The 19615-nt window shown below is 69.4% G+C and carries 15 protein-coding genes; 8 read left to right on the top strand and 7 right to left on the bottom strand.

Annotation, left to right across the window (positions count from 1 at the left end):
- Positions 1-62 precede the first annotated feature (62 nt).
- From ISN38_RS10070 to ISN38_RS10055, 4 genes are all read right to left on the bottom strand, one after another.
- Positions 63-770 carry a 2OG-Fe(II) oxygenase gene (locus tag ISN38_RS10070; RefSeq protein WP_003470027.1) on the bottom strand — a complete coding sequence of 236 codons (708 nt, stop codon included), beginning with the start codon at positions 768-770 and terminating at the stop codon, positions 63-65.
- A gap of 168 nt (positions 771-938) precedes the next feature.
- Positions 939-1595 (bottom strand): LysE family translocator, encoded by a 657-nt coding sequence (locus ISN38_RS10065; protein ID WP_206711781.1) that lies wholly within the window; start codon positions 1593-1595, stop codon positions 939-941.
- Between the two features lie 353 nt (positions 1596-1948).
- Entirely contained in the window at positions 1949-2965 is a 1017-nt protein-coding gene (locus ISN38_RS10060) for a class 1 fructose-bisphosphatase (protein WP_003470030.1), read from the bottom strand.
- Between the two features lie 242 nt (positions 2966-3207).
- Entirely contained in the window at positions 3208-4410 is a 1203-nt protein-coding gene (locus tag ISN38_RS10055) for an amino acid aminotransferase (protein WP_003470031.1), read from the bottom strand.
- A 151-nt stretch (positions 4411-4561) separates the two neighbouring features.
- Between ISN38_RS10055 and ISN38_RS10050 the strand changes: the two genes are divergently transcribed.
- Complete coding sequence (locus ISN38_RS10050) at positions 4562-6697, top strand: TonB-dependent receptor family protein (protein ID WP_058362612.1); 2136 nt, start codon at positions 4562-4564, stop codon at positions 6695-6697.
- Between the two features lie 132 nt (positions 6698-6829).
- Entirely contained in the window at positions 6830-8113 is a 1284-nt protein-coding gene (gene xopAP, locus ISN38_RS10045) for a XopAP family type III secretion system effector (protein WP_047324346.1), read from the top strand.
- Between the two features lie 134 nt (positions 8114-8247).
- Here the strand turns inward: xopAP and ISN38_RS10040 are convergent, their stop codons facing one another.
- Positions 8248-10185 (bottom strand): sigma-54-dependent Fis family transcriptional regulator, encoded by a 1938-nt coding sequence (locus ISN38_RS10040; protein WP_206711780.1) that lies wholly within the window; start codon positions 10183-10185, stop codon positions 8248-8250.
- A gap of 244 nt (positions 10186-10429) precedes the next feature.
- Here ISN38_RS10040 and adh point away from each other — a divergent pair, with 244 nt between their 5' ends.
- The 3 genes from adh to ISN38_RS10025 all read left to right on the top strand — a co-directional run bounded on the left by adh (position 10430) and on the right by ISN38_RS10025 (position 13601).
- The gene (gene adh, locus ISN38_RS10035; RefSeq protein ID WP_003470035.1) at positions 10430-11959 is read left to right on the top strand and encodes an aldehyde dehydrogenase; all 1530 of its coding nucleotides are present in this window, start codon (positions 10430-10432) and stop codon (positions 11957-11959) included.
- A gap of 218 nt (positions 11960-12177) precedes the next feature.
- Positions 12178-13206, top strand: coding sequence for an alcohol dehydrogenase AdhP (gene adhP / locus ISN38_RS10030; RefSeq protein ID WP_003470036.1), 1029 nt, complete (start codon positions 12178-12180; stop codon positions 13204-13206).
- Positions 13206-13601 carry a DUF779 domain-containing protein gene (locus ISN38_RS10025; protein WP_003470037.1) on the top strand — a complete coding sequence of 132 codons (396 nt, stop codon included), beginning with the start codon at positions 13206-13208 and terminating at the stop codon, positions 13599-13601. The genes adhP and ISN38_RS10025 overlap by 1 nt, the downstream gene beginning before the upstream one ends.
- A 108-nt stretch (positions 13602-13709) precedes the next feature.
- Here ISN38_RS10025 and ISN38_RS10020 read toward each other — a convergent pair whose 3' ends face one another.
- Positions 13710-14006: a hypothetical protein gene (locus ISN38_RS10020; protein WP_003470038.1), complete on the bottom strand. Its 297-nt coding sequence runs from the start codon at positions 14004-14006 to the stop codon at positions 13710-13712.
- A gap of 166 nt (positions 14007-14172) precedes the next feature.
- On the opposite strand from ISN38_RS10020, the gene ISN38_RS10015 reads away from it, so the two are divergent.
- Genes ISN38_RS10015 through ligD form a run of 3 tightly spaced genes read left to right on the top strand, consistent with a single transcriptional unit; the run spans position 14173 to position 18137 of the window.
- A complete protein-coding gene (locus ISN38_RS10015) occupies positions 14173-14379 on the top strand; it encodes a hypothetical protein (protein ID WP_003470039.1) in 207 nt (68 codons plus the stop codon).
- Positions 14379-15356 carry a non-homologous end joining protein Ku gene (gene ku / locus ISN38_RS10010; protein WP_206711779.1) on the top strand — a complete coding sequence of 326 codons (978 nt, stop codon included), beginning with the start codon at positions 14379-14381 and terminating at the stop codon, positions 15354-15356. Before ISN38_RS10015 ends, ku begins: the two co-directional genes overlap by 1 nt.
- Positions 15357-15362: 6 nt before the next feature.
- A complete protein-coding gene (gene ligD / locus ISN38_RS10005) occupies positions 15363-18137 on the top strand; it encodes a DNA ligase D (RefSeq protein WP_206711778.1) in 2775 nt (924 codons plus the stop codon).
- Positions 18138-18451: 314 nt separating this feature from the next.
- On the opposite strand, the gene lldD is transcribed toward ligD, so the two are convergent.
- Positions 18452-19612, bottom strand: a complete 1161-nt coding sequence (lldD, locus tag ISN38_RS10000; RefSeq protein ID WP_003470044.1) for an FMN-dependent L-lactate dehydrogenase LldD — start codon at positions 19610-19612, stop codon at positions 18452-18454.
- Between the last annotated feature and the right edge of the window lie 3 nt (positions 19613-19615).

Here is a 19615-nt window from a genome sequence, read left to right as displayed (position 1 = left end):
GGGGATTGGGGACTCGCAAGCGCGCGCGACGCTGTCTCCGCTAGCCGGCTTTTCCCCATTCCCTACTCCCGGCCGTACAACGCCTGCGCCGACTGGAACAGGATCCAGCTGGTGGCGATGAACTTGTCGCCGCCCTGCGGGCGGTTGCCGCGGTGGGTGTGGGTGAAGGCGGTGGGCGCGATCAGCAGGCTGCCGGCGCGCGGTGCGATCTTGCGCTGCTGGAACAGGAACTCGGTTTCGCCGTCCTGGAAATCGTCGTTGAGGTACAGCGTCCACAGCAGATGCCGGTGCAGGGTCTCGGCGCCGGGATCGCGCGGGTACAGCTCGCAGTGCCAGTACGGATAGCCGCCCTCGCCCGCGGCGTACCACTGCAGGTTGATCGCGCCCGGGCGCAGGCAGGTGCGGGCCAGGCTGGACAGCGCCGCATCGTCGAGCAGCGCGAAATCGTCGGCGCCGAGCCGGTGCGGCTGGCCGTCGGCGCCGGGCACCTGCAGCATCAGCGGCGAGATCAGCGCCTGCGGATACTTGCGCAGATAGCCGAGCAGGCCGGCGAAGACCGCCTGCTGCAGCCGCTGTTCCACGTCGCGCCACGGCTCCAGGCCGCTGATGCGCAGGTCGCGGCTATGCTTGAGTTCGGGGAACACGCCGCTGCCGACCTCGCCCGGCTGCAACTGCGCACTGCCGCGCAGGCGGCGCATGATTGCCGCACAATCCTCGCGGGACATGGCGGCGTCGAAGACTTCGATGAAATCGGCAGTGGAATCGGACATCGCGCGACCTTACCAGCGATCCTGCGGCATCGCAGCTGCGCCGGCATGGGCTGGATCCTTGAGATGGATATCCGCATCCGCCAAACCGTGCCAGACCAGCTCGATCGTGGCGTGCCAGGCAATCGGCCACGGGGGCGGCATCGCCGTCCGTCGCCGCGATTCTGCCCGCTACTGCGGCCGGAAGCGCAACAGCACGATGCCGAAGCCGATGAACAGGGTTCCGACGACGCGGTCGAACAGCCGACGCAGGCCGGGCCGAGACAGGTAGCGGCGGATGCCGTGGCCGCCGATGCCGTAGAGCGCGTACCAGAACAGCTCGCACGCGGCGAAGGTGGCCACCAGGATCGCGAATTGCGGCCACCGCGGCTGGCTCTTGTCGACGAACTGCGGCAGGAACGCGGCGGCGAACTGCGGCAGGAACGCGGCGGCGAACAGCAGCAGCTTGGGATTGCTCAATCCGATCGCCAGCCCGCCACGGAACAGCTGCAGCGGCGACAGCGACGCCGCCAGGGGCGGTGCGCCTTGCGGGTCCAACGGCGCCTCGCCGCTACGCCAGGCGGCGATTCCCAGCCACAGCAGATAGCCGACGCCGGCGTAGCGCAGTACCTCGAACACGCGCGGCGATGCGTCCAGCACCGCGCCCAGGCCCGCCGCCGACGCCAGCAGCACCAGCACCACCGCCAGTAGACAGCCGGCCATCGCCAGCAGGCTGCGGCGTACGCCGAAACGCACGCTGCGCGTCATCACGTGCAACATGTTCGGCCCAGGCGTGCCCGACAACACGAACACCGTCAGCAAGAACATCCACCAGACATGCAGGCTCATGGCGCAGCGGCTCGCGGGGCGTGGCAGCGCATCGTAGCAATGGCGCGGTACGCCCGCCATGCGGGGAGTGCCGTCGTCCGTCGGCCCACGTAGCGCCGCACGATTTCCCCGGCGATGGATGCCGCTTACAGGCCTGCGCACTGCGACAGCGAAGCGGGAACTGGCGGCGACGCCAGAAGTAACCGCCCTCGGCATCGCGCCACATGTCGTAGCCGTCCAGTTCTTCTGCGGCCACCTACAGACTCAAGCGAAAGATACCGCTATGCGGCTTTTCCGCCGGCCTAACCATTACACCCGCTGGAAAGCGGGTGCTATGGACATATCCGGATTGTCGAGCGGCTTGAAGCGAAGACTCAGCCCCCTGCCCCGTCATGCTCCATGTGATACCGCACTGCCTCGGCCACCTCGTTCTTGGAACCCAGGAACACCGGCACGCGCTGGTGCAGTTGCTCGGGGTGCAGGCCGAGGATGCGCTCGCGGCCGGTGCTGGCGGCGCCGCCGGCCTGTTCGACCAGCAGGCCCATCGGGTTGGCTTCGTACATCAGGCGCAGCTTGCCGGCCTTGCCCGGGTCCTTCTTGTCCCACGGGTAGATGAAGATGCCGCCGCGGGTCAGGATGCGGTGCACGTCGGCGACCATGCTGGCGATCCAGCGCATGTTGAAGTTCTTGCCGCGCGCGCCTTCGCTGCCGGCCAGCAGGTCGGCGACGTAGTGCTGCATCGGCGCTTCCCAGTGGCGCTGGTTGGACATGTTGATCGCGAACTCGGCGGTGTCCTCGGGGATGCGCATGTCGGCCTGGGTCAGCAGGAAGCTGCCTTCCTCGCGTTCCAGGGTGAAGGCGTGGGTGCCGTGGCCCAGGGTCAGCACCAGCATCGTGCTGGGGCCGTAGATGCAGTAGCCGGCGGCGACCTGGGCGGTGCCGGGCTGCAGGAAGTGTTCGTCGCCGGGCGTGTCGGTGCCTGGCGGTGCGCGCAGCACCGAGAAGATGGTGCCGACGGAGACGTTGACGTCGATGTTGGAGCTGCCGTCCAGCGGATCGAACAGCAGCAGGAAATCGCCGCTGGGATACTTGTCCGGCACCGGCTGGCAGTGGTCCATCTCTTCCGATGCGCAGGCGGCCAGATGCCCGCCCCAGGCGTTGGCTTCGAGCAGGATGTCGTTGCTGAGCACGTCCAGTTTCTTCTGCGCCTCGCCCTGCACGTTGCCGGTGCCGGCGTCGCCGAGCACGCCGCCCAGGGCGCCCTTGCTGACCGCGATGGAGATGCGCTTGCAGGCGCGGGTCACGATGGTGATGAGCTGGCGCAGCTCCGGGCCGATGCGGCCGGCGTGCTGTTCTTCGATCAGGAAGCGGGTCAGCGAGGTTCGCGACATGGGCGCAGGCAGCCTTTGGTGGGGGAAGTGTGCCTATTGTCGCGGCTGTTGCATGAGATTTCGATTAGCGGGCGAGCGAGGGCGTGCAGCGGCACCGCAGCGCCATGGCCGATGGAAGGTTGGTGCGTTCCGAGAGTGGTATGCGTCGGGGCTGAAGCCCCTCCCACAACAGGCGGGCAATGGCACGCACAAAAAAGCCGGAAGCGCACGCGCTTCCGGCTTCGTGTTGCAGTACCGCGCGATCAGCTCTTGTGCACGGTTGCCACGGCCTGGGTCACGTAGTCCAGGTTGGCCTGGCTCAGCGCGGCCACGCAGATGCGGCCGGTGCCGACGGCGTAGATGCCGAACTCTTCGCGCAGCCGGTCCACCTGCGCCTTGCTCAGGCCCGAGTAGGAGAACATGCCGGCCTGCTGCTGGATGAAGCCGAACTCCGGCGCGCCGAGGGCGGCCAGCTTCTGCACCATGCCGGCGCGCAATGCGTGGATGCGCTCGCGCATCTCGGTCAGTTCCTGCGCCCACATCGCGCGCAGCTCGGGGCTGTTGAGCACGCCGGCCACCAGTGCGGCGCCGTGCGTGGATGGGCTGGAGTAGAGGGTGCGGATGATACGCTTGACCTGCGACTGCACCGCCTTGCTCTCGGCCGCGGTGGCCGAGACCACCGACAGCGCGCCGACGCGCTCGCCGTACAGCGAGAACGACTTGGAGTACGAACTGGCGACCACGTAGCTGTCCACGCCGGCTTCGGCCAGCAGGCGCACCGCGTAGGCGTCTTCGTCGATGCTCTTGTCGAAGCCCTGGTAGGCGATGTCGACGAACGGGAACAGGTCGCGTTCCTTCAGCAGCGCGGCGACGGTGCGCCACTGTTCCTGGGTCAGGTCGGCGCCGGTCGGGTTGTGGCAGCAGGCGTGCAGCAGCACCACGGTGCCCGGCGCGAGCTTGTTGAGATCGGCGAGCATGCCGTCGAAGTTCAGGCCGTGCGTGGCCGCATCGAAATAGGTGTAGTCGACCACGTCGAAGCCGGCGGCCGAGAACACCGCGCGGTGGTTCTCCCAGCTCGGGTTGCTGATGGCGATGGTCGAGGTGGACAGCAGCTTCTTCAGCAGGTCCGCGCCCACGCGCAGCGCGCCGCTGCCGCCGATGGTCTGCGAGGTGGCGACGCGGCCTGCGGCCAGCAATGGCGACTCGGCGCCGAACAGCAGCTTCTGCGTGGCCAGGTCGTACGCCGGCAGGCCGTCGATCGGCAGGTAGCCGCGCGGTTTGGCGTCCTGCGCCAGCTGCCGTTCGATCTGCTGCACGGCGCGCAGCAGCGGAATGCGGCCGCTCTCGTCGTAATAGATGCCTACGCCCAGGTTGACCTTGGTCGGTCGGGAATCGGCATTGTAGGCTTCGGTCAGGCCCAGGATCGGGTCGCCTGGGACCTGTTCCACGTTTGCAAAGAAGGACACGGCGGTACTCGTTTGGTGGCGAAAGGTGGGGGCCGGGAGGGACCGGAGCCGGCGCGGTCAAACGCCCCATCCTAGCAAACGCAGGCCTTGCGTGGCGGGGCTTTGCGCTACGCCGCGTGCGGCCGGGCGGCGCTTGCGCGATGATGCGCGCATGCCCAATCGCCATCCCCTCGCCCTGCTCTGCGGCCTTTGCGCCGCGGGGCTGTCGCCCGTCGTCTGCGCCGCTGAGGCCGGTGCCGATCCCGCCACCCTGCCGGTCGTGCAGGTGCAGGCCGTGCGGGTCAGCGGGGTGGACGATTTCGATTTGCCGGCCTCGCTGACTGCGATTACCGTCGGCGACAGCAACCGCACCGGCGTGCAGGTCGCCGAGGCCTTGTCCGGCGTGCCTGGGCTGCTGGCCCGCGACCGCCAGAACTACGCGCAGGATACCCAGCTGTCGATCCGCGGCTTCGGCGCGCGTTCGGCGTTCGGCGTGCGCGGCGTGCGCCTGCTGCTGGATGGCATCCCGGCGACGATGCCGGACGGCCAGGGCCAGCTGTCGCACTTCAACCTGTTGGGCGCCGAACGCATCGAGGTGTTGCGCGGCCCGTTCTCGGCGCTGTACGGCAACTCCTCCGGCGGCGTGGTGCAGCTGTGGAGCGCCGACGGCGCGCCCGGCGAACCGTGGCGGCTGCGCAGCACCGTCGGCAGCAATGGCACCTACAGCGCCGGGGCGCAGCTGCAGGGCCAGCAAGGCGACGTGCACTACAACGTGGCCGCCACCCACTTCCGCACCGACGGCTACCGCGACCACAGCCAGGCGCGGCGCGAATCGGTCAACGCCAAGTTCGGTTTCGACCTGGCCCCCGGCCGGCGCCTGGACCTGGTGCTGAACGACCTGGATGCGCCGTGGGCGCAGGATCCGCTGGGCCTGACCCGCGCCCAGTTCCATGCCGATCCGCAGCAGGCCACCGCCGTGGCGACCCAGTTCGATACGCGCAAGTCCACGCGCCAGGCGCAGGCCGGGGCGATCTTCACCCAGCAGGTGGACCAGCAGACCTGGCGGCTGATGGGCTACGCCGGGCGCCGCGACGTGCAGCAATACCTGGCGGTGCCGATGGCGGTGCAGGCCAATCCGCCCAATCCGCTGCATGCCGGCGGGCTGATCGATCTGGACGGCGACTACGGTGGCGTGGATGCGCGCTGGGCCTGGCAGGGCGAGCTGGGCGGGCGGCCGTTCCAGTTCACCGTCGGCGCCAATGCCGACCGCCAGCAGCAGCACCGCACCGGCTACGAGAACTTCGTCGGCAGCACGCTGGGAGTGAAGGGGCGGCTGCGCCGCGACCAGGAGGATCAGGTGCAGAACGTGGATCAGTTCGCCCAGGCCTGGTGGCAGTTCGGCGCGCGCTGGTCGCTGCTGGCCGGCGTGCGCCACAGCCAGGTGCGGTTCCGGTCGGACGATGCCTACATCGTCGGCCGCAACCCGGACGACAGCGGCCGCACCGACTATGCGGCGACCACGCCGGTGGCCGGGGTGGTGTTCCGCGCCAGCGACGACCTGCGCTTCTACGCCTCGGCCGGGCGCGGCTTCGAGACCCCGACCTTCAACGAGCTGGGCTACCGCAACGACGGCGGCGCCGGGCTGGCGCTGGACCTGTCCGCGGCCAGCAGCGAGAACCTGGAACTGGGCGCGAAATGGCGGAACCAGGCCGGCGCGGCCTGGGAAGCGGCGCTGTTCCGCGCCACGACCGACGACGAACTGGCGGTGGCCAGCAACACCAATGGCCGCAGCACCTACCGCAACATCGGCCGCACCCGCCGCCAGGGCGCCGAGGCCAGCTACCTGCTGCCGCTGGGCGACACCGCGCAGCTGCAGCTGTCCTACACCTGGCTGCAGGCGACCGTGCGCCAGGGCTACCTGACCTGCGCCAGCAGCGGCTGCGCCACGCCCACCGCGCCGGTGGCGGCTGGTTCGCGCCTGCCCGGGGTGCCGCGCCAGCAGGTCTTCGCGCGCTGGCAGTGGCAGCCGCGTGCCTGGCAGTTCGCGGTCGAAGCGGTGGCCGCCGGCGATACCGTGGCCAACGACCTGGCCAGCGCGACCGCCCCCGGCTATGCGCTGTTGAACCTGGAGGCCTCGCGCCGCTGGAATACCGCGCATGGCGCGCTGCGCAGCTTCGCGCGCATCGACAACGCGCTCGATCACGCCTACATCGGCTCGGTCATCGTCAACGACGGCAACGGCCGCTACTACGAGCCGGGGCCGGATCGCGGCTATACGGTCGGGCTGCAATGGGAGTTCGCGCACTGAGCGCAGCCTGCCTGCGCCGCGCGACCGCCCTCGCCTGGCCGGCTACCGTTTTTCATACGTTATTTCGCTCCGGGCCGCTCGCCAGGCAGGGGTGCGGCTAAGCTCCCGGCGGACTCATTCGGAAGCTGTCGGATGCGAACCGTTCCGATATCTTTGCCACGTCTGCCGCCCGCGCCGTTGCGCGGTGCCGATGCCAGCGCACCTGTCTGCGTTGCCGCCACGGCCGGCCACGCGCGCGACCGCGCGGGGGCGTTCGCCGGTCTCGGCGCTGCCCCGGTCAGGCGCGTGCGCACGGCGCCGCGTTCGGTCGCGGCAAACGCGACACCGTCATGTGGCCCGCGCCTGCTGCAGATCGATGCGCACACCGCCGATCTGGCCAGTGCGCTTGCCCACGTGGACGACGCATCGGCCCAGTCGCCCGGACAGGATCCGCAAGGGGAGCTGCGCTGCCGCGTGGTGCTTGAATGCATGCGCGCCTGCGCCGGCGAATCCTATACGGCCGATCTGGCGGCGGTCGCCGCTATCGGCGGGCTGCATCTGGATGCGTCGATGTCCACGCCGCGGTTGAAACTGTGGGAGGGCGCGACGGACGAGACGATCGTCGTGGTGCTGGGCTTTTCCGGCACGCGCCCGGATGCTGCGAACGATCTGTTGTGCGTCATGAAGAGCCAGATCGCCCAGCCGCACGTCAACATGCTGGACGAGCGCCTGCCGACGTTGGGCAAGCTGGGAGTGGGCTGGCAGGAATGGTGGCAGTCCGAAGCGCAGTTGCCGCGCACCGACGGAGTCGTCATGAAGGACGTGCTGACACGCTACGCGGACCGCGCGCGCGGCAGCGGCAAGGCACTGTCGGTGTCATTGACCGGGCATAGCCTGGGCGCGGCAGTGGCCACGGTCGCCGGCTTCGATATCGCGCACTTCCTGCGTGCGGCCGGGGCCAGCGGCAAGGTCAGCGTATATGCCTTCAACCCGCCACGCCTGGGGCAAGCGGGCATCGAGACGCTCTATGTGGATACCCTGAAATCGGAGCACAGCGCATTGCGATTCTCGCTGCGCCAGTTCGTCCGCGAGCTGGATCCGATCCAGTCCACGCCGTTGTTCATGCATCATCCGCATTGGGAGCACGACAGCGATGCGGATGCCGAGGGCGCCGGCACCGCCAGCGGCGATCGCTTCGCGCAGTTCGTCACCGCGACCGACCAGCCGGCGAGCATGATCAATCTGGCGGATAACCACGAATTGACGCTGTGGCGCCCGTATTTCCTGTCCACGATCGAACCGGCCGAGTTGCAGCGCATCTTCGCTCCCATGCAGGTGCCGCCAGCGCCATCCGCGGACGCAGGTGTTTCCCGCCGGGACTTCCTGACGCCATTCCTGCCGCGCGGTGAGCCGCCGATCGAGAATGGGCCGGAGTGACGCTGTGGCCTGCGTACCCGCTGCGTCGAGCAAAGCGCCCGATGCTGCCTGGCGGCTGATCGCAGCGAAGATGCGCGCCGCGATGGACACGCTTGCCAGGTCCGGCATCCGCCAGCGCTCGGTGCTGCGTGCGCTCAGCGCATGCCGAGGCCGAGCCGGCGGTACAGCGTGCTGCGGCTGACCCCGAGCTGGCGCGCGGCGCCGGCGACGTTGCCGCCGCAGGCCTCCAGCGCCTGGCGCATCGCCGCCAGGGCGAGGCTGTCCAGGTCGGTTCGGGGAAGTGGCGCATTCGCGCGCATCGCATGCCGTTCGCCGTGCAATCCGCCCTGCCCTGGCGTCACGCCGCCGCCGGCCGCGTGCAGGCCGCGCGCGGGGCCAGGCAGATAGGCCGGCAGCGCATCGGCATCCACCACGGCACCGGCGTCGCTCAGCGCGACCAGGGTGCGCAGGCAGGCCACCAGCTGGCGCAGATTGCCGGGCCACGGATAGGCGCTCAGCGCCGCCAGCGCCGCCGCGGTCAGACGCCGGCCCTGCCCCACCCGCGCCCACAGTTCCTGCACCACGGCACGCCGATCCGGATGCACGCGCAGCGCCGGAATCTGCACGCCGTGCTGGGCGATGCGGTAATACAAGTCGGGGCGGAAACGGCATTCGGCCATCGCCTCGTCCAGGTCGCGATGGGTGGCGCAGATCAGCGCGAAATCCAGCTTCACCGGTTTGCCGCCGCCCAACGGCAGTAGCTCGCGTTCCTGCAAGACGCGCAGCAGGCGCGGCTGCAGCGCCAGCGGCATGTCGCCGATTTCGTCCAGGAAAAGCACCCCGCCCTCGGCCTGGCGCAGCAGGCCGGGGCTGCCGTGCTTGCGCGCGCCGGTGAACGCGCCATCCTCGTAGCCGAACAGTTCGGCCTCGATCAGGCCTTCCGGCAGCGCCGCGCAATTGACCGCGACGAACGGTTTGCCGGCGCGCGCGCTGCGCCGCTGCAGTTCGCGCGCGAATACTTCCTTGCCGGTGCCGGTCTCGCCCTGCACCAGCACCGGCAACTGCGCGTCGAGTACACGCCGTGCGCGTTCCAGCGCCCGTTCCAGCGCGGCATCGAACAGCGGCGCATCGGCATGCGGCTGCGCGCGCGTGGCCGTGGACACGCTGATCGGCGGCGGCGAACGCCGCCGCGGCAACGCCTCGCCCGCGCTGTCCACGCGCCCGTGCAGCGCGCGACCCTGCAGGTCGAACACGCTGCCGTGCTGGCGCAACCGCGATAGCGGCTGTTCGAACAGGACCGCGTAGGGCACGCGGCCGAGGTCGTGCCGCTGCAGCCCGAACAGGCGCAGGCCGGCCTGGTTGGCGGCGACCAGCGTGCCGTTGCGGAACGCGAGCAGGCCTTCGTGCGCGGTGCCGAGCAGCGCCGGATCGTGGTGCACGCGCAGCAGTTCGCACTCGGCGATGGCGTCGTCGAAATAGCGGTGCTCGATGCTGGCCACCGCCCTGCGCGCCAGGCCCAGCGCGTGCATGTGCTGCACGCTGGCATTGCCGGAAATGTCCAGCACGCCGGCCAGCTGGCCGTAGGGATCGAAGATCGGCACTGCGGCGCAGCTGAGGATCTGGTGCGGCGCCAAGTAATGCTCGCCGCCGCGCACTTCCACCGAGCGGCTCTCGACGATGGCGGTGCCGATCGCGTTGGTGCCGACCTGGGTCTCGCTCCAGCACGCGCCCGGCATCAGCGCCACGCGCCCGGCCTTGTCCAGGAAGCCCGGGCTACCTTCGGCGTCGAGGATCCAGCCGGCCGCGTCGGTCAGCAGCACGATGCGGCCGGTGGCGGCGGCATCGCCGGCCAGGCCTTCCAGTTCGGCGCGGGCCAGCCGCCACAGGCGTTCGTGCGCCGCGCGCAATTCGCGCAGGCGCGGCGCGCTGACCGGCTCGATCGGCGGCGTACCCAGCGCCGGCAGACCCAGGCGCTGGCAGCGCTGCCACGACTGCAGGATGGTGTCCGGCACCTGGCCGACCGGGGCGCCGCCGCGCTCGAAGAAGATCCGGCGGGCGTGGCCGAGCTGGTGCTGCGTTTGCGGGTGCGCCATGGCGGCTCCGCTGTCGCAGATTGCGACAGGTGTTGGGACGGGTGTTCTGATAAACACCACATCCATCGCCGGCGCGCAATCGGCAGGCGTGACGCGCTGCAGCAGGAATGCAGCCTGCGCGCCCATTGGCCGCGGCGCACGCCCATGACGCGGCGCAACAGCGAAAACCTGGCATCGCTCTTGCGTTGACTACTTACTTGGATGGGCGTGTCCCATTTCTTTCCCACCGCCGCAGGAGACACCGATGAACGCCGTCACCACCGCCAAGCCGCATGCCACCGATCCGCGGTCCATCTTCAAGTCGCGCTACGGCAATTTCATCGGCGGGCGCTGGGTGGAACCCGGGAGCGGCCGCTACTTCGACAACAGCACGCCGATCACCGGCAAGGTGTTCACCTCGGTGGCGCGCTCCGACGCACAGGACATCGAGGCCGCGCTGGACGCCGCGCACGCGGCAAAGGACGCCTGGGGCAAGACTTCGGCGACCGAGCGCAGCAACGCCCTGCTGAAGATCGCCGACCGCATCGAGCAAAATCTCGAGCTGCTGGCCTATGCCGAAACCTGGGACAACGGCAAGCCGCTGCGCGAAACGCTCAACGCCGACGTGCCGCTGTGCGCCGACCACTTCCGCTATTTCGCCGGCGCCATCCGCGCGCAGGAAGGCGGCATCTCCGAGATCGACAGCGACACCATCGCCTACCACTTCCACGAGCCGCTGGGCGTGGTCGGGCAGATCATCCCGTGGAACTTCCCGCTGCTGATGGCGTGCTGGAAGCTGGCGCCTGCGATCGCCGCCGGTAACTGCGTGGTGATGAAGCCGGCCGAGCAGACTCCGGCCTCGATCCTGGTATTGATGGAAGTGATCGGCGACCTGCTCCCCGCCGGCGTGCTCAACGTGGTCAATGGCTTCGGCCTGGAAGCGGGCAAGCCGCTGGCCAGCAGCCCGCGCATCGCCAAGATCGCCTTCACCGGCGAGACCACCACCGGCCGGCTGATCATGCAGTACGCCAGTCAGAACCTGATCCCGGTGACGCTGGAGCTGGGCGGCAAGTCGCCGAACATCTTCTTCGCCGACGTGATGGCCGAGGACGACGATTTCCTCGACAAGGCGATCGAAGGCTTCGTGCTGTTCGCCTTCAACCAGGGCGAGGTATGCACCTGCCCGTCGCGCGCGCTGATCCAGGAGTCGATCTACGACAGGTTCATGGAAAAGGCGCTCAAGCGCGTGGCCGCGATCAAGCAGGGCAATCCGCTGGATCCCAACACCATGGTCGGCGCGCAGGCTTCCAGCGAGCAACTGGAGAAGATCCTGTCCTACATCGACATCGGTAGGCAGGAAGGCGCCGAGGTGCTGATCGGCGGCGAGCGCAACGCCCTCGACGGCGAGCTGGCCGGCGGCTTCTACGTCAAGCCGACCGTGTTCAAGGGCCACAACAAGATGCGCGTGTTCCAGGAGGAAATCTTCGGGCCGGTGGTGTCGGTGACCACGTTCAAGGACGAGGCCGAGGCGCTGGCGATCGCCAACGACACCTTGTACGGATTGGGCGCCGGCGTGTGGAGCCGCGATGCGTCGCGGCTGTACCGCATGGGCCGCGCGATCCAGGCCGGGCGGGTGTGGACCAACTGCTACCACGCCTATCCGGCGCATGCCGCGTTCGGCGGCTACAAGCAGTCGGGCATCGGCCGCGAGAACCACAAGATGATGCTCGACCATTACCAGCAGACCAAGAACCTGCTGGTCAGCTACTCGCCGAAGGCGTTGGGTTTCTTCTGAGCGCGTCGCGCGTGCTCACGCCGGGCGTGGCGCTGTCGGCGCATGGTGACGCACCCCAGTGCCGTGCGCGCCTGTCGCCCCGGTCGCGGCCCGTGCGTCCAGCCCGACACGCGGCCGCGCCAGGGCATTGCAGCCGACGCCGCTTCCTGATTTGGATCAAAGCGCACCATCGCCGGATCAGCGATGGTGCTGTCACCCGTTCTCCCAAGGAGTGCTGCATGAACAAGACAATGAAGGCCGCCGTGGTGCGCGCATTCGGCAAGCCGCTGACGATCGAGGAAGTGGAGGTGCCGCGGCCGCAGGCCGGCGACATCCTGGTCAAGATCGAAGCCTGCGGCGTGTGCCATACCGACCTGCACGCGGCCGAGGGCGACTGGCCGGTAAAGCCGAATCCGCCGTTCATTCCCGGCCACGAGGGCGTGGGCCACGTGGTCGCGGTCGGCGCTGGCGTACACCACGTCAAGGAAGGCGACCGGGTTGGCATTCCGTGGCTGTATTCGGCCTGCGGGCATTGCGAACATTGCCTGGGCGGCTGGGAGACGCTGTGCGAGGCGCAGCAGAATTCCGGCTACTCGGTCAACGGCGGTTTCGCGGAGTACGCGCTAGCCAATGCCAACTACATCGGCCATCTGCCGAACAACATCGGCTTCGTCGAGATCGCGCCGATCCTGTGCGCCGGCGTCACCGTGTACAAGGGCCTGAAGGTCACCGACACCAAGCCCGGCAACTGGGTGGTGATCTCCGGCATCGGCGGGCTTGGCCACATGGCCGTGCAGTACGCCAAGGCGATGGGGCTGAACGTGGCCGCGGTGGACGTGGACGACGCCAAACTGGCGCTGGCCAGGCACCTGGGCGCCACGGTGACGGTGAATGCGCTGACCACCGACCCGGTGGCCTACCTGAAGAAGGAGATCGGCGGCGCGCACGGCGCGCTGGTCACCGCGGTGTCGCCGAAGGCGTTCGAGCAGGCGATCGGCATGGTCCGCCGCGGCGGCACGGTGTCGTTGAACGGACTGCCGCCGGGCCAGTTCCCGCTGGACATCTTCGGCATGGTGCTCAACGGCGTGACCGTGCGCGGCTCCATCGTCGGCACCCGCCTGGACCTGCAGGAATCGCTGGACTTCGCCGAGCAGGGCAAGGTCGCCGCGACCGTGGCCACCGCCAGGCTGGAGAACATCAACGCCGTGTTCGCCCGCATGCGCGCCGGCCAGATCGAAGGCCGCATCGTGCTGGACATGGCCGCCTGATGGACGCCGCCGCGCCCGCCGCCGGTGTGCCGCTGCAGGTGCTGGCGACAGTGCCGGCGCTGCAGCTGATCGACACGCTGCGCGCGCGGCACGGGCCGCTGCTGTTCCACCAGTCCGGCGGCTGTTGCGACGGGTCCTCGCCGATGTGCTATCCGCAGGACGACTTCATCGTCGGCGACCGCGACGTGCAACTGGGCGAGATCGGCGGCGCGCCGTTCTACATCAGCGCGCCGCAGTTCGCCTACTGGAAGCACACGCAACTGGTCATCGACGTGGTGCCCGGCCGCGGCGGCATGTTCTCGCTGGAGAACGGCGAGGGCGTGCGTTTCCTGGTGCGCTCGCGGCTGTTCGGCGACGCCGAGTACGCGGCGTTGCAGGCGGCGGGGAAGGTGTAGCGGAACGCACCCCTCTTGTAGAAGCGGCTTCAGCCGCGACAGGCTCGTTGATTCATGCAGCCTGTCGCGGCTGAAGCCGCTCCTACAGGGTGCCGATGGCCGACAGTCCTACGGCGCCTTGGACGGCACCAACGGCGACACCGGATCGCTGGCCGGGAAGGTCTCTTCCAGCGCCTCGTCCTGATTGGCATCGGCATGCTGCTTGTGCGCGTGGTCCTCGTTGGCGCTATCGGCCGCGGCGGCGTCGGGCGTAGGCCGGTCCGCGCCGGTGCGCGGCTCGTGTTCGACGATGGTCTCGGGACTGTCGCCGGCGCCGCGGTCCTCGCGGTCCTGGCCGTCACGCTTGCCGCGTTGTTCGCCGGGAACCGGGTCGTTGCGACGCAGCGGGTCGGTGGGTGTGGACATGGCTGATTCCTCCGGTTGGGGTTGGGGAACGTGCGGACAGTGCAGCGCGATGCCGGTGAAGCCGCTGCGAATCGCAATGCGTCCACACGACTGTCACCAACGCCTAACGGCACCGGCGCTACTGCTGCCCATCCCCATGCCGCCGATGCCGCCCGGAGCTTCCGCCATGTGCCCCAGCGCCCGCCCCGATCCGCTGTTGTTCAATGCCCACCTGGATCCGTTGCCGGCCATGCCGCCGCAAGGTCCTGACGACGCTCCAGGTCCGCATCCGCACGACGCACTGGACTGGCGTCAGGCGCGGCCGGTGATCGAGGATGCGTGGCAGGCGCTGGATCATCTGCCGGCGCCGGCGCTGCGCGTGGAGGCGCACTGATGGCGCGCCCGATCTGGACCGGCACCCTGTCCTTCGGCCTGCTCAACGTGCCGGTGGCGCTGATGTCCGGCGAGCGCCGCGTCGATCTGCATTTCCGCATGCTCGATGCGCGCGACAAGCGTCCGATCCGCTTCGAGCGGGTCAACGCCGATACCGGCGAAGAAGTGCCGTGGAAGGACATCGTCAAGGCCTTCGAGTACAACAAGGGCAACTACGTGGTGGTCGGGCAGCAGGACATCGCCTCGGCCGCGCCGGAAAGCCACGAGACGGTGGAAGTCGAGGCGTTCGTGGACGCCGCCGACATCGACCTGCGCTACTTCGAGAAACCCTACGTGCTGGTGCCGGGCAAGAAGGCGGAGAAGGGCTACGTGCTGCTGCGCGAGACGCTGAGCGCCACCGGCAAGGTCGGCATCGCGCGTGTGGTGATCCGCACCCGCGAATACCTGTCGGCGGTGCTGCCGCAGGAAGACGCGCTGGTCCTGATCCTGCTGCGCTATCCGCAGGAACTGATCGATCTGGAGGACTACACGCTGCCCAGCGGCAAGGCCGCCGACTACCGGATCAGCGCCAGGGAGACCGAGATGGCCGCACAGCTGATCGACTCGATGTCGGGCAAGTGGGATCCGGCGTCCTATCACGACGAATTCCGCGAGCGCCTGCAGGCAGTGATCCAGAAACGGATCGAGGCGCAGGAGGGCACCGCCCAGGTGGAGGATGACGCCGCCACGCCGCAGCGCGAGGACGCCGCCACCAACGTGGTCGATTTCATGTCGCTGCTGCAGAAGAGCCTGGACGCCAAGCGCCGCACCCCGGCGAAGCAGGCGGAGGCGTCGGTACCGGTGCGCAAGACCGCGAAGAAGCCGGCCAGGAAAGCGGCGAAGAAGGCGGCCAAACCCGCCGCGAAATCCGCAGCCAAGGCCAAGCCGGCGAAAAAAAACGCTGCAAGCAAGATGCCGGCGCGGCGCAAGGCAGGGTAGGGTGCGATGACGCTGCGCGAGTACGCCCGCAAGCGCCGTTTCGGCGCGACCCCGGAACCGGCCGACGACAGCGGCGCGGCGCGGTCGCGGCGGCCGATCTTCGTCGTGCAGCTGCACCACGCCAGTTCGCGCCATTACGATTTCCGCCTGGAAGCCGATGGCGTGCTGAAGAGTTGGGCGGTGCCGAAGGGTCCGTCGTTGCGGGTCGGCGAAAAGCGGCTGGCGGTGCAGGTGGAAGACCATCCGCTGTCCTATGCCGGTTTCGCCGGCGACATTCCCGAGGGCCATTACGGCGCCGGCCATGTCGATGTGTTCGATCACGGCACTTGGTCGTGCGACGGCGAGCCGCTGGCCGCGATCGCCGCCGGCAAGCTGGATTTCGTACTGCATGGCGAGCGCCTCAACGGCAACTGGAAACTGGTGCGCACCGCATTGCGCGGCAAGCAGCCGCAGTGGCTGCTGATCAAGCGCGACGACGCGTTCGCCGCCGATCGCGAGGCCGATGACTTGCTGCAGGATTCGCCGGCGGCGGCTGCGAAGCGCGCCGCCAAGGCGACCAAGGCGACCAAGGCGACCAAGGCGACCAAGGCGACCAAGGCGACCAAGGCCAGCAAGGCCAGCAAGGCAAAACCCACGCGCAGCCAAGCGCCCGCCGCAACTGCCGCAACACCCGCCGCACGGCCACGGCGCAGCGACGCGGCCTGGCGCAAGCGCGCGCTGGCGCTGGAGGGTGCGCGCGATCACCCGTGTCCGCCAGGCGCGCGCGCGCAGCTGACGTTGCTGCGCGCGCGCGCGCCCGACGGCGCGCAATGGCTGCACGAGATCAAGTGGGACGGCTACCGCCTGCTCGCCGATCTGGACGCCGGCCAGGCGACGCTGCGCTCGCGCAACGACCAGGCCTGGACCGAGACCTTCCCCGAAGTCGCACACGCGGTGCAGGCCTTGCCGGTGCGTGAGGTGCGGCTGGACGGCGAGCTGGTGGTGCTCGATGCCGACGGCCGCAGCGATTTCTCCGCCTTACAACGGGTCATCGAGGGCAGCTCCAGGCAACCGCTGCGCTACTTGGTGTTCGACCTGCTCGGCGTGGCCGGCGTGGACCTGCGCGAGGTCCCGCTGCTGCAGCGCAAGCAATTGCTGCGCGCGCTGCTCGGCGACACGCCGGGCGTGCTGGCCTATAGCGACCACGTGCTCGGCCATGGCCCGGAGGTGTTCGCCGCCGCGGCGGCGAAGGGCTACGAAGGCGTGGTCAGCAAGCGCGCGGACGCGCGTCATCACGGCGGCCGCGGCGGCGACTGGGTCAAGACCAAGCACGAGAACAGCGATGATTTCGTCATCGTCGGCTATACCGATCCCAAGGGCGCGCGCAACGGCTTCGGTTCGCTGCTGCTGGCGCAGCGCAGCGCTGGCGGGTTGCGCTACGTCGGCCGTGTCGGCACCGGTTTCGACGAATCCGGCCTGCGGCGGTTGCTTGCGCAGCTGCAGGCATTGCACAGCGAGCAGGCGGCGGTGGAGCTTCCCGCGCATGCGCCGTTCCCGCGGCGCAGCGTGCACTGGGTGCGGCCGCAGCTGGTGGCCGAAGTCGCTTTCCGTGGCTGGGCCAAGGAAGGGTTGTTGCGCCAGGCCGCGTTCAAGCGCCTGCGCGCGGACAAGCCGCTGCAGGATCTTGGCGGCGATCGTGCGCCGCCACCACAGCCGGCGGCAGGCCAGGGCCGCCATGCCGTGGCGGCGCGCGCTGCGGCATCGGCGGAGAAGACCGTGCCGGCCGCGCGCGGGCCGGCCAAGCAGGCGAAACGCAGCGCGTCGAACGGCAATGCCGCGAAAAACGGCGCCGCCAAGCGCAAACCGGCGACCGCCAAGTCCGCGCCGCGCGCAAGCACCGCGGCGCAGAAGACCGCGTCCTCTGCCAGCGCCGATGCCGCGGCCCCGGCGGTCGTCATCACCCACCCCGAGCGCGTCGTGTATCCGGGCGCCGGCATCAGCAAGGGCGAGGTCGCCGCGTACTACCGCGCCATCGCGCCATGGCTGCTGCAGGAAGTCGCCGGGCGGCCGCTGTCGCTACTGCGCTGCCCCGATGGCGCCGGCGGCGAATGCTTCTTCCAGAAGCACAACAACCGCGCGCTCGGCCAGCACGTGCAGGCGATCGCGCTGAAGCAGAAGAGCGGCACCGAGGACTACCTGTACATCGACGATCTGGCCGGCCTGCTGGAACTGGTGCAGATGAACACCCTGGAGCTGCATCCCTGGGGGGCGACCGTGGACGATCCCGAGCACCCCGACCGGCTGGTGTTCGATCTGGACCCGGGCGAGGGCGTGAGCTGGGCGCAGATCAAGGCCGCCGCGCGCGAGATCCGCACCCGCCTGCGCGAGACCGGGCTGGAGAGTTTCGTGCGCCTGTCCGGCGGCAAGGGCCTGCACGTGGTGGTGCCGATCGTGCCCGACGCGGACTGGGAGCGCGCGCGCGATTTTTGCGAAGCCTTCGCCCAGGCGCTGGCTGGGTCCGCGCCCGAGCGCTACGTGGCCACGATGAGCAAGGCCAAGCGCAGCGGGGTGATCTTCGTCGATTGGCTGCGCAACGGCCGCGGCAACACCAGCGTGTGCTCGTGGTCGCTGCGCGCGCGCGAGCACGCCACCGTGGCGGTGCCGCTGCGCTGGGAGGAACTGGCGCGGATCGCCTCGCCGCAGGCGTTCCCGCTGGCCAAGGCGCTGCAGCGCGCCGCGCGCCTGCGCGCGCATCCGTGGAAGGAGATGGCGACGCTAGAGCAGCGGTTGCCTGGGAGCTGAGCCGGCGGGCGGCCGCGGATTGCGGCTTCCCTTTGTCGCCTTTTCCCGCACCTGCTGGCGTACCGCGTCGCGACTGAAGTCGCCCCTGCACTGGATCCAAGCGCTGACCGCGCAACAGACGCGGTTCCTTGCAGGAGCGGCTTCAGCCGCGACGAACGGAGCCTGGATCCCGCCGTTGGCATCGACCTCTACGCACGAGCGCAGTCACCGCAGTGCCGCCAGCAGTGAATGTGCCAGTGCCATCCACGGTGCAGCCACTCGCGCGATGCTCGCGTAGGCGGCAACCGCAACCGTCGCCGCGCCCACCACGCCACTTACGGCGACACAGCGGATTCGCGGGTGACCCGCGCCAGCGAATCGCGCGAGATCGCCGCAATCGACTTTGCTCCGGTCAGCGTCATCGCCACCCGCATCTCCTTTTCGACCAGGCTCAGCAGGTTCTCCACCCCGGCCTGGCCGGCCGCGGCCAGCGCATACACGAAGGCGCGGCCGAGCAGCACCGCGTCGGCGCCGAGCGCGAGCATGCGCACCACGTCCAGGCCGCTGCGGATGCCGGAGTCGGCCAGGATCTTCAGCTCGCCCTTCACCGCGTCGGCGATCGCCGGCAGCGCGCGCGCGCTGGACAGCACCCCGTCGAGCTGGCGCCCGCCATGGTTGGAGACCACGATGCCGTCGGCGCCGAAGCGCACTGCGTCGCGCGCATCGTCCGCATCCAGGATGCCCTTGATGACCATCGGCCCGGTCCAGAACTCGCGGATCCATTCCAGGTCCTTCCACGCAATCGACGGGTCGAAGTTCGCGCCGAGCCAGCCGATGTAATCCGCCAACCCGGTCGGGCTGCCGCGGTAGGCGGAGATGTTGCCCAGGTCGTGCGGGCGCCCGAGCAGGCCCACGTCCCAGGCCCAGCGCGGATGGGTCATGGCCTGCAGCATGCGCCGCAGCGACGCGTGCGGCCCGCTCATGCCCGAATGCGCATCGCGGTAGCGCGCGCCGGGCGTGGGCATGTCCACGGTGAATACCAACGTGGTCACGCCGGCGGCCCTGGCCCGCTCCAGCGCGTTGCGCATGAAGCCGCGGTCCTTGAGCACGTATAGCTGGAACCACATCGGCCGGTCGATCGCCGGCGCCACTTCCTCGATCGGGCACACCGACACCGTGGACAGGGTGAACGGCACGCCCTTGGCCGCCGCCGCCTGCGCGGCCTGCACCTCGCCGCGGCGCGCGTACATGCCGGTCAGCCCGACCGGTGCCAGGGCCAGCGGCAGCGCCAGGCGCTCGCCGAACAGCATGGTTTCCAGGCTGAGCTCGGCCATGTCGCGTAGCACCCGCTGGCGCAGTGCGATGTCGGCCAGGTCGGCGACATTGCGCCGCAGCGTGTGCTCGGCGTAGGCGCCGCCGTCGATGTAGTGGAACAGGAATGGCGGCAGCCGCGCCTGGGCGGCGGCGCGGTAATCGGAAGCGGCGGAAATGATCATCGG

The sequence above is a fragment of the Xanthomonas translucens pv. undulosa genome (genome assembly GCF_017301775.1).
Lineage (GTDB): Bacteria > Pseudomonadota > Gammaproteobacteria > Xanthomonadales > Xanthomonadaceae > Xanthomonas_A > Xanthomonas_A translucens.
Note: the sequence above shows the minus strand (reverse complement) of the source record. Positions and strands in the feature narration are given on the sequence as shown.

Bases quoted from the DNA above. Each gene is read 5' to 3' on its own strand.
- ISN38_RS10070 (WP_003470027.1), bottom strand. From the start codon at position 770: ATGTCCGATTCCACTGCCGATTTCATCGAAGTCTTCGACGCCGCCATG.
- ISN38_RS10065 (WP_206711781.1), bottom strand. From the start codon at position 1,595: ATGAGCCTGCATGTCTGGTGGATGTTCTTGCTGACGGTGTTCGTGTTG.
- ISN38_RS10060 (WP_003470030.1), bottom strand. From the start codon at position 2,965: ATGTCGCGAACCTCGCTGACCCGCTTCCTGATCGAAGAACAGCACGCC.
- ISN38_RS10050 (WP_058362612.1), top strand. From the start codon at position 4,562: ATGCCCAATCGCCATCCCCTCGCCCTGCTCTGCGGCCTTTGCGCCGCG.
- xopAP (WP_047324346.1), top strand. From the start codon at position 6,830: ATGCGAACCGTTCCGATATCTTTGCCACGTCTGCCGCCCGCGCCGTTG.
- ISN38_RS10040 (WP_206711780.1), bottom strand. From the start codon at position 10,185: ATGGCGCACCCGCAAACGCAGCACCAGCTCGGCCACGCCCGCCGGATC.
- adh (WP_003470035.1), top strand. From the start codon at position 10,430: ATGAACGCCGTCACCACCGCCAAGCCGCATGCCACCGATCCGCGGTCC.
- adhP (WP_003470036.1), top strand. From the start codon at position 12,178: ATGAACAAGACAATGAAGGCCGCCGTGGTGCGCGCATTCGGCAAGCCG.
- ISN38_RS10025 (WP_003470037.1), top strand. From the start codon at position 13,206: ATGGACGCCGCCGCGCCCGCCGCCGGTGTGCCGCTGCAGGTGCTGGCG.
- ISN38_RS10020 (WP_003470038.1), bottom strand. From the start codon at position 14,006: ATGTCCACACCCACCGACCCGCTGCGTCGCAACGACCCGGTTCCCGGC.
- ISN38_RS10015 (WP_003470039.1), top strand. From the start codon at position 14,173: ATGTGCCCCAGCGCCCGCCCCGATCCGCTGTTGTTCAATGCCCACCTG.
- ku (WP_206711779.1), top strand. From the start codon at position 14,379: ATGGCGCGCCCGATCTGGACCGGCACCCTGTCCTTCGGCCTGCTCAAC.
- ligD (WP_206711778.1), top strand. From the start codon at position 15,363: ATGACGCTGCGCGAGTACGCCCGCAAGCGCCGTTTCGGCGCGACCCCG.
- lldD (WP_003470044.1), bottom strand. From the start codon at position 19,612: ATGATCATTTCCGCCGCTTCCGATTACCGCGCCGCCGCCCAGGCGCGG.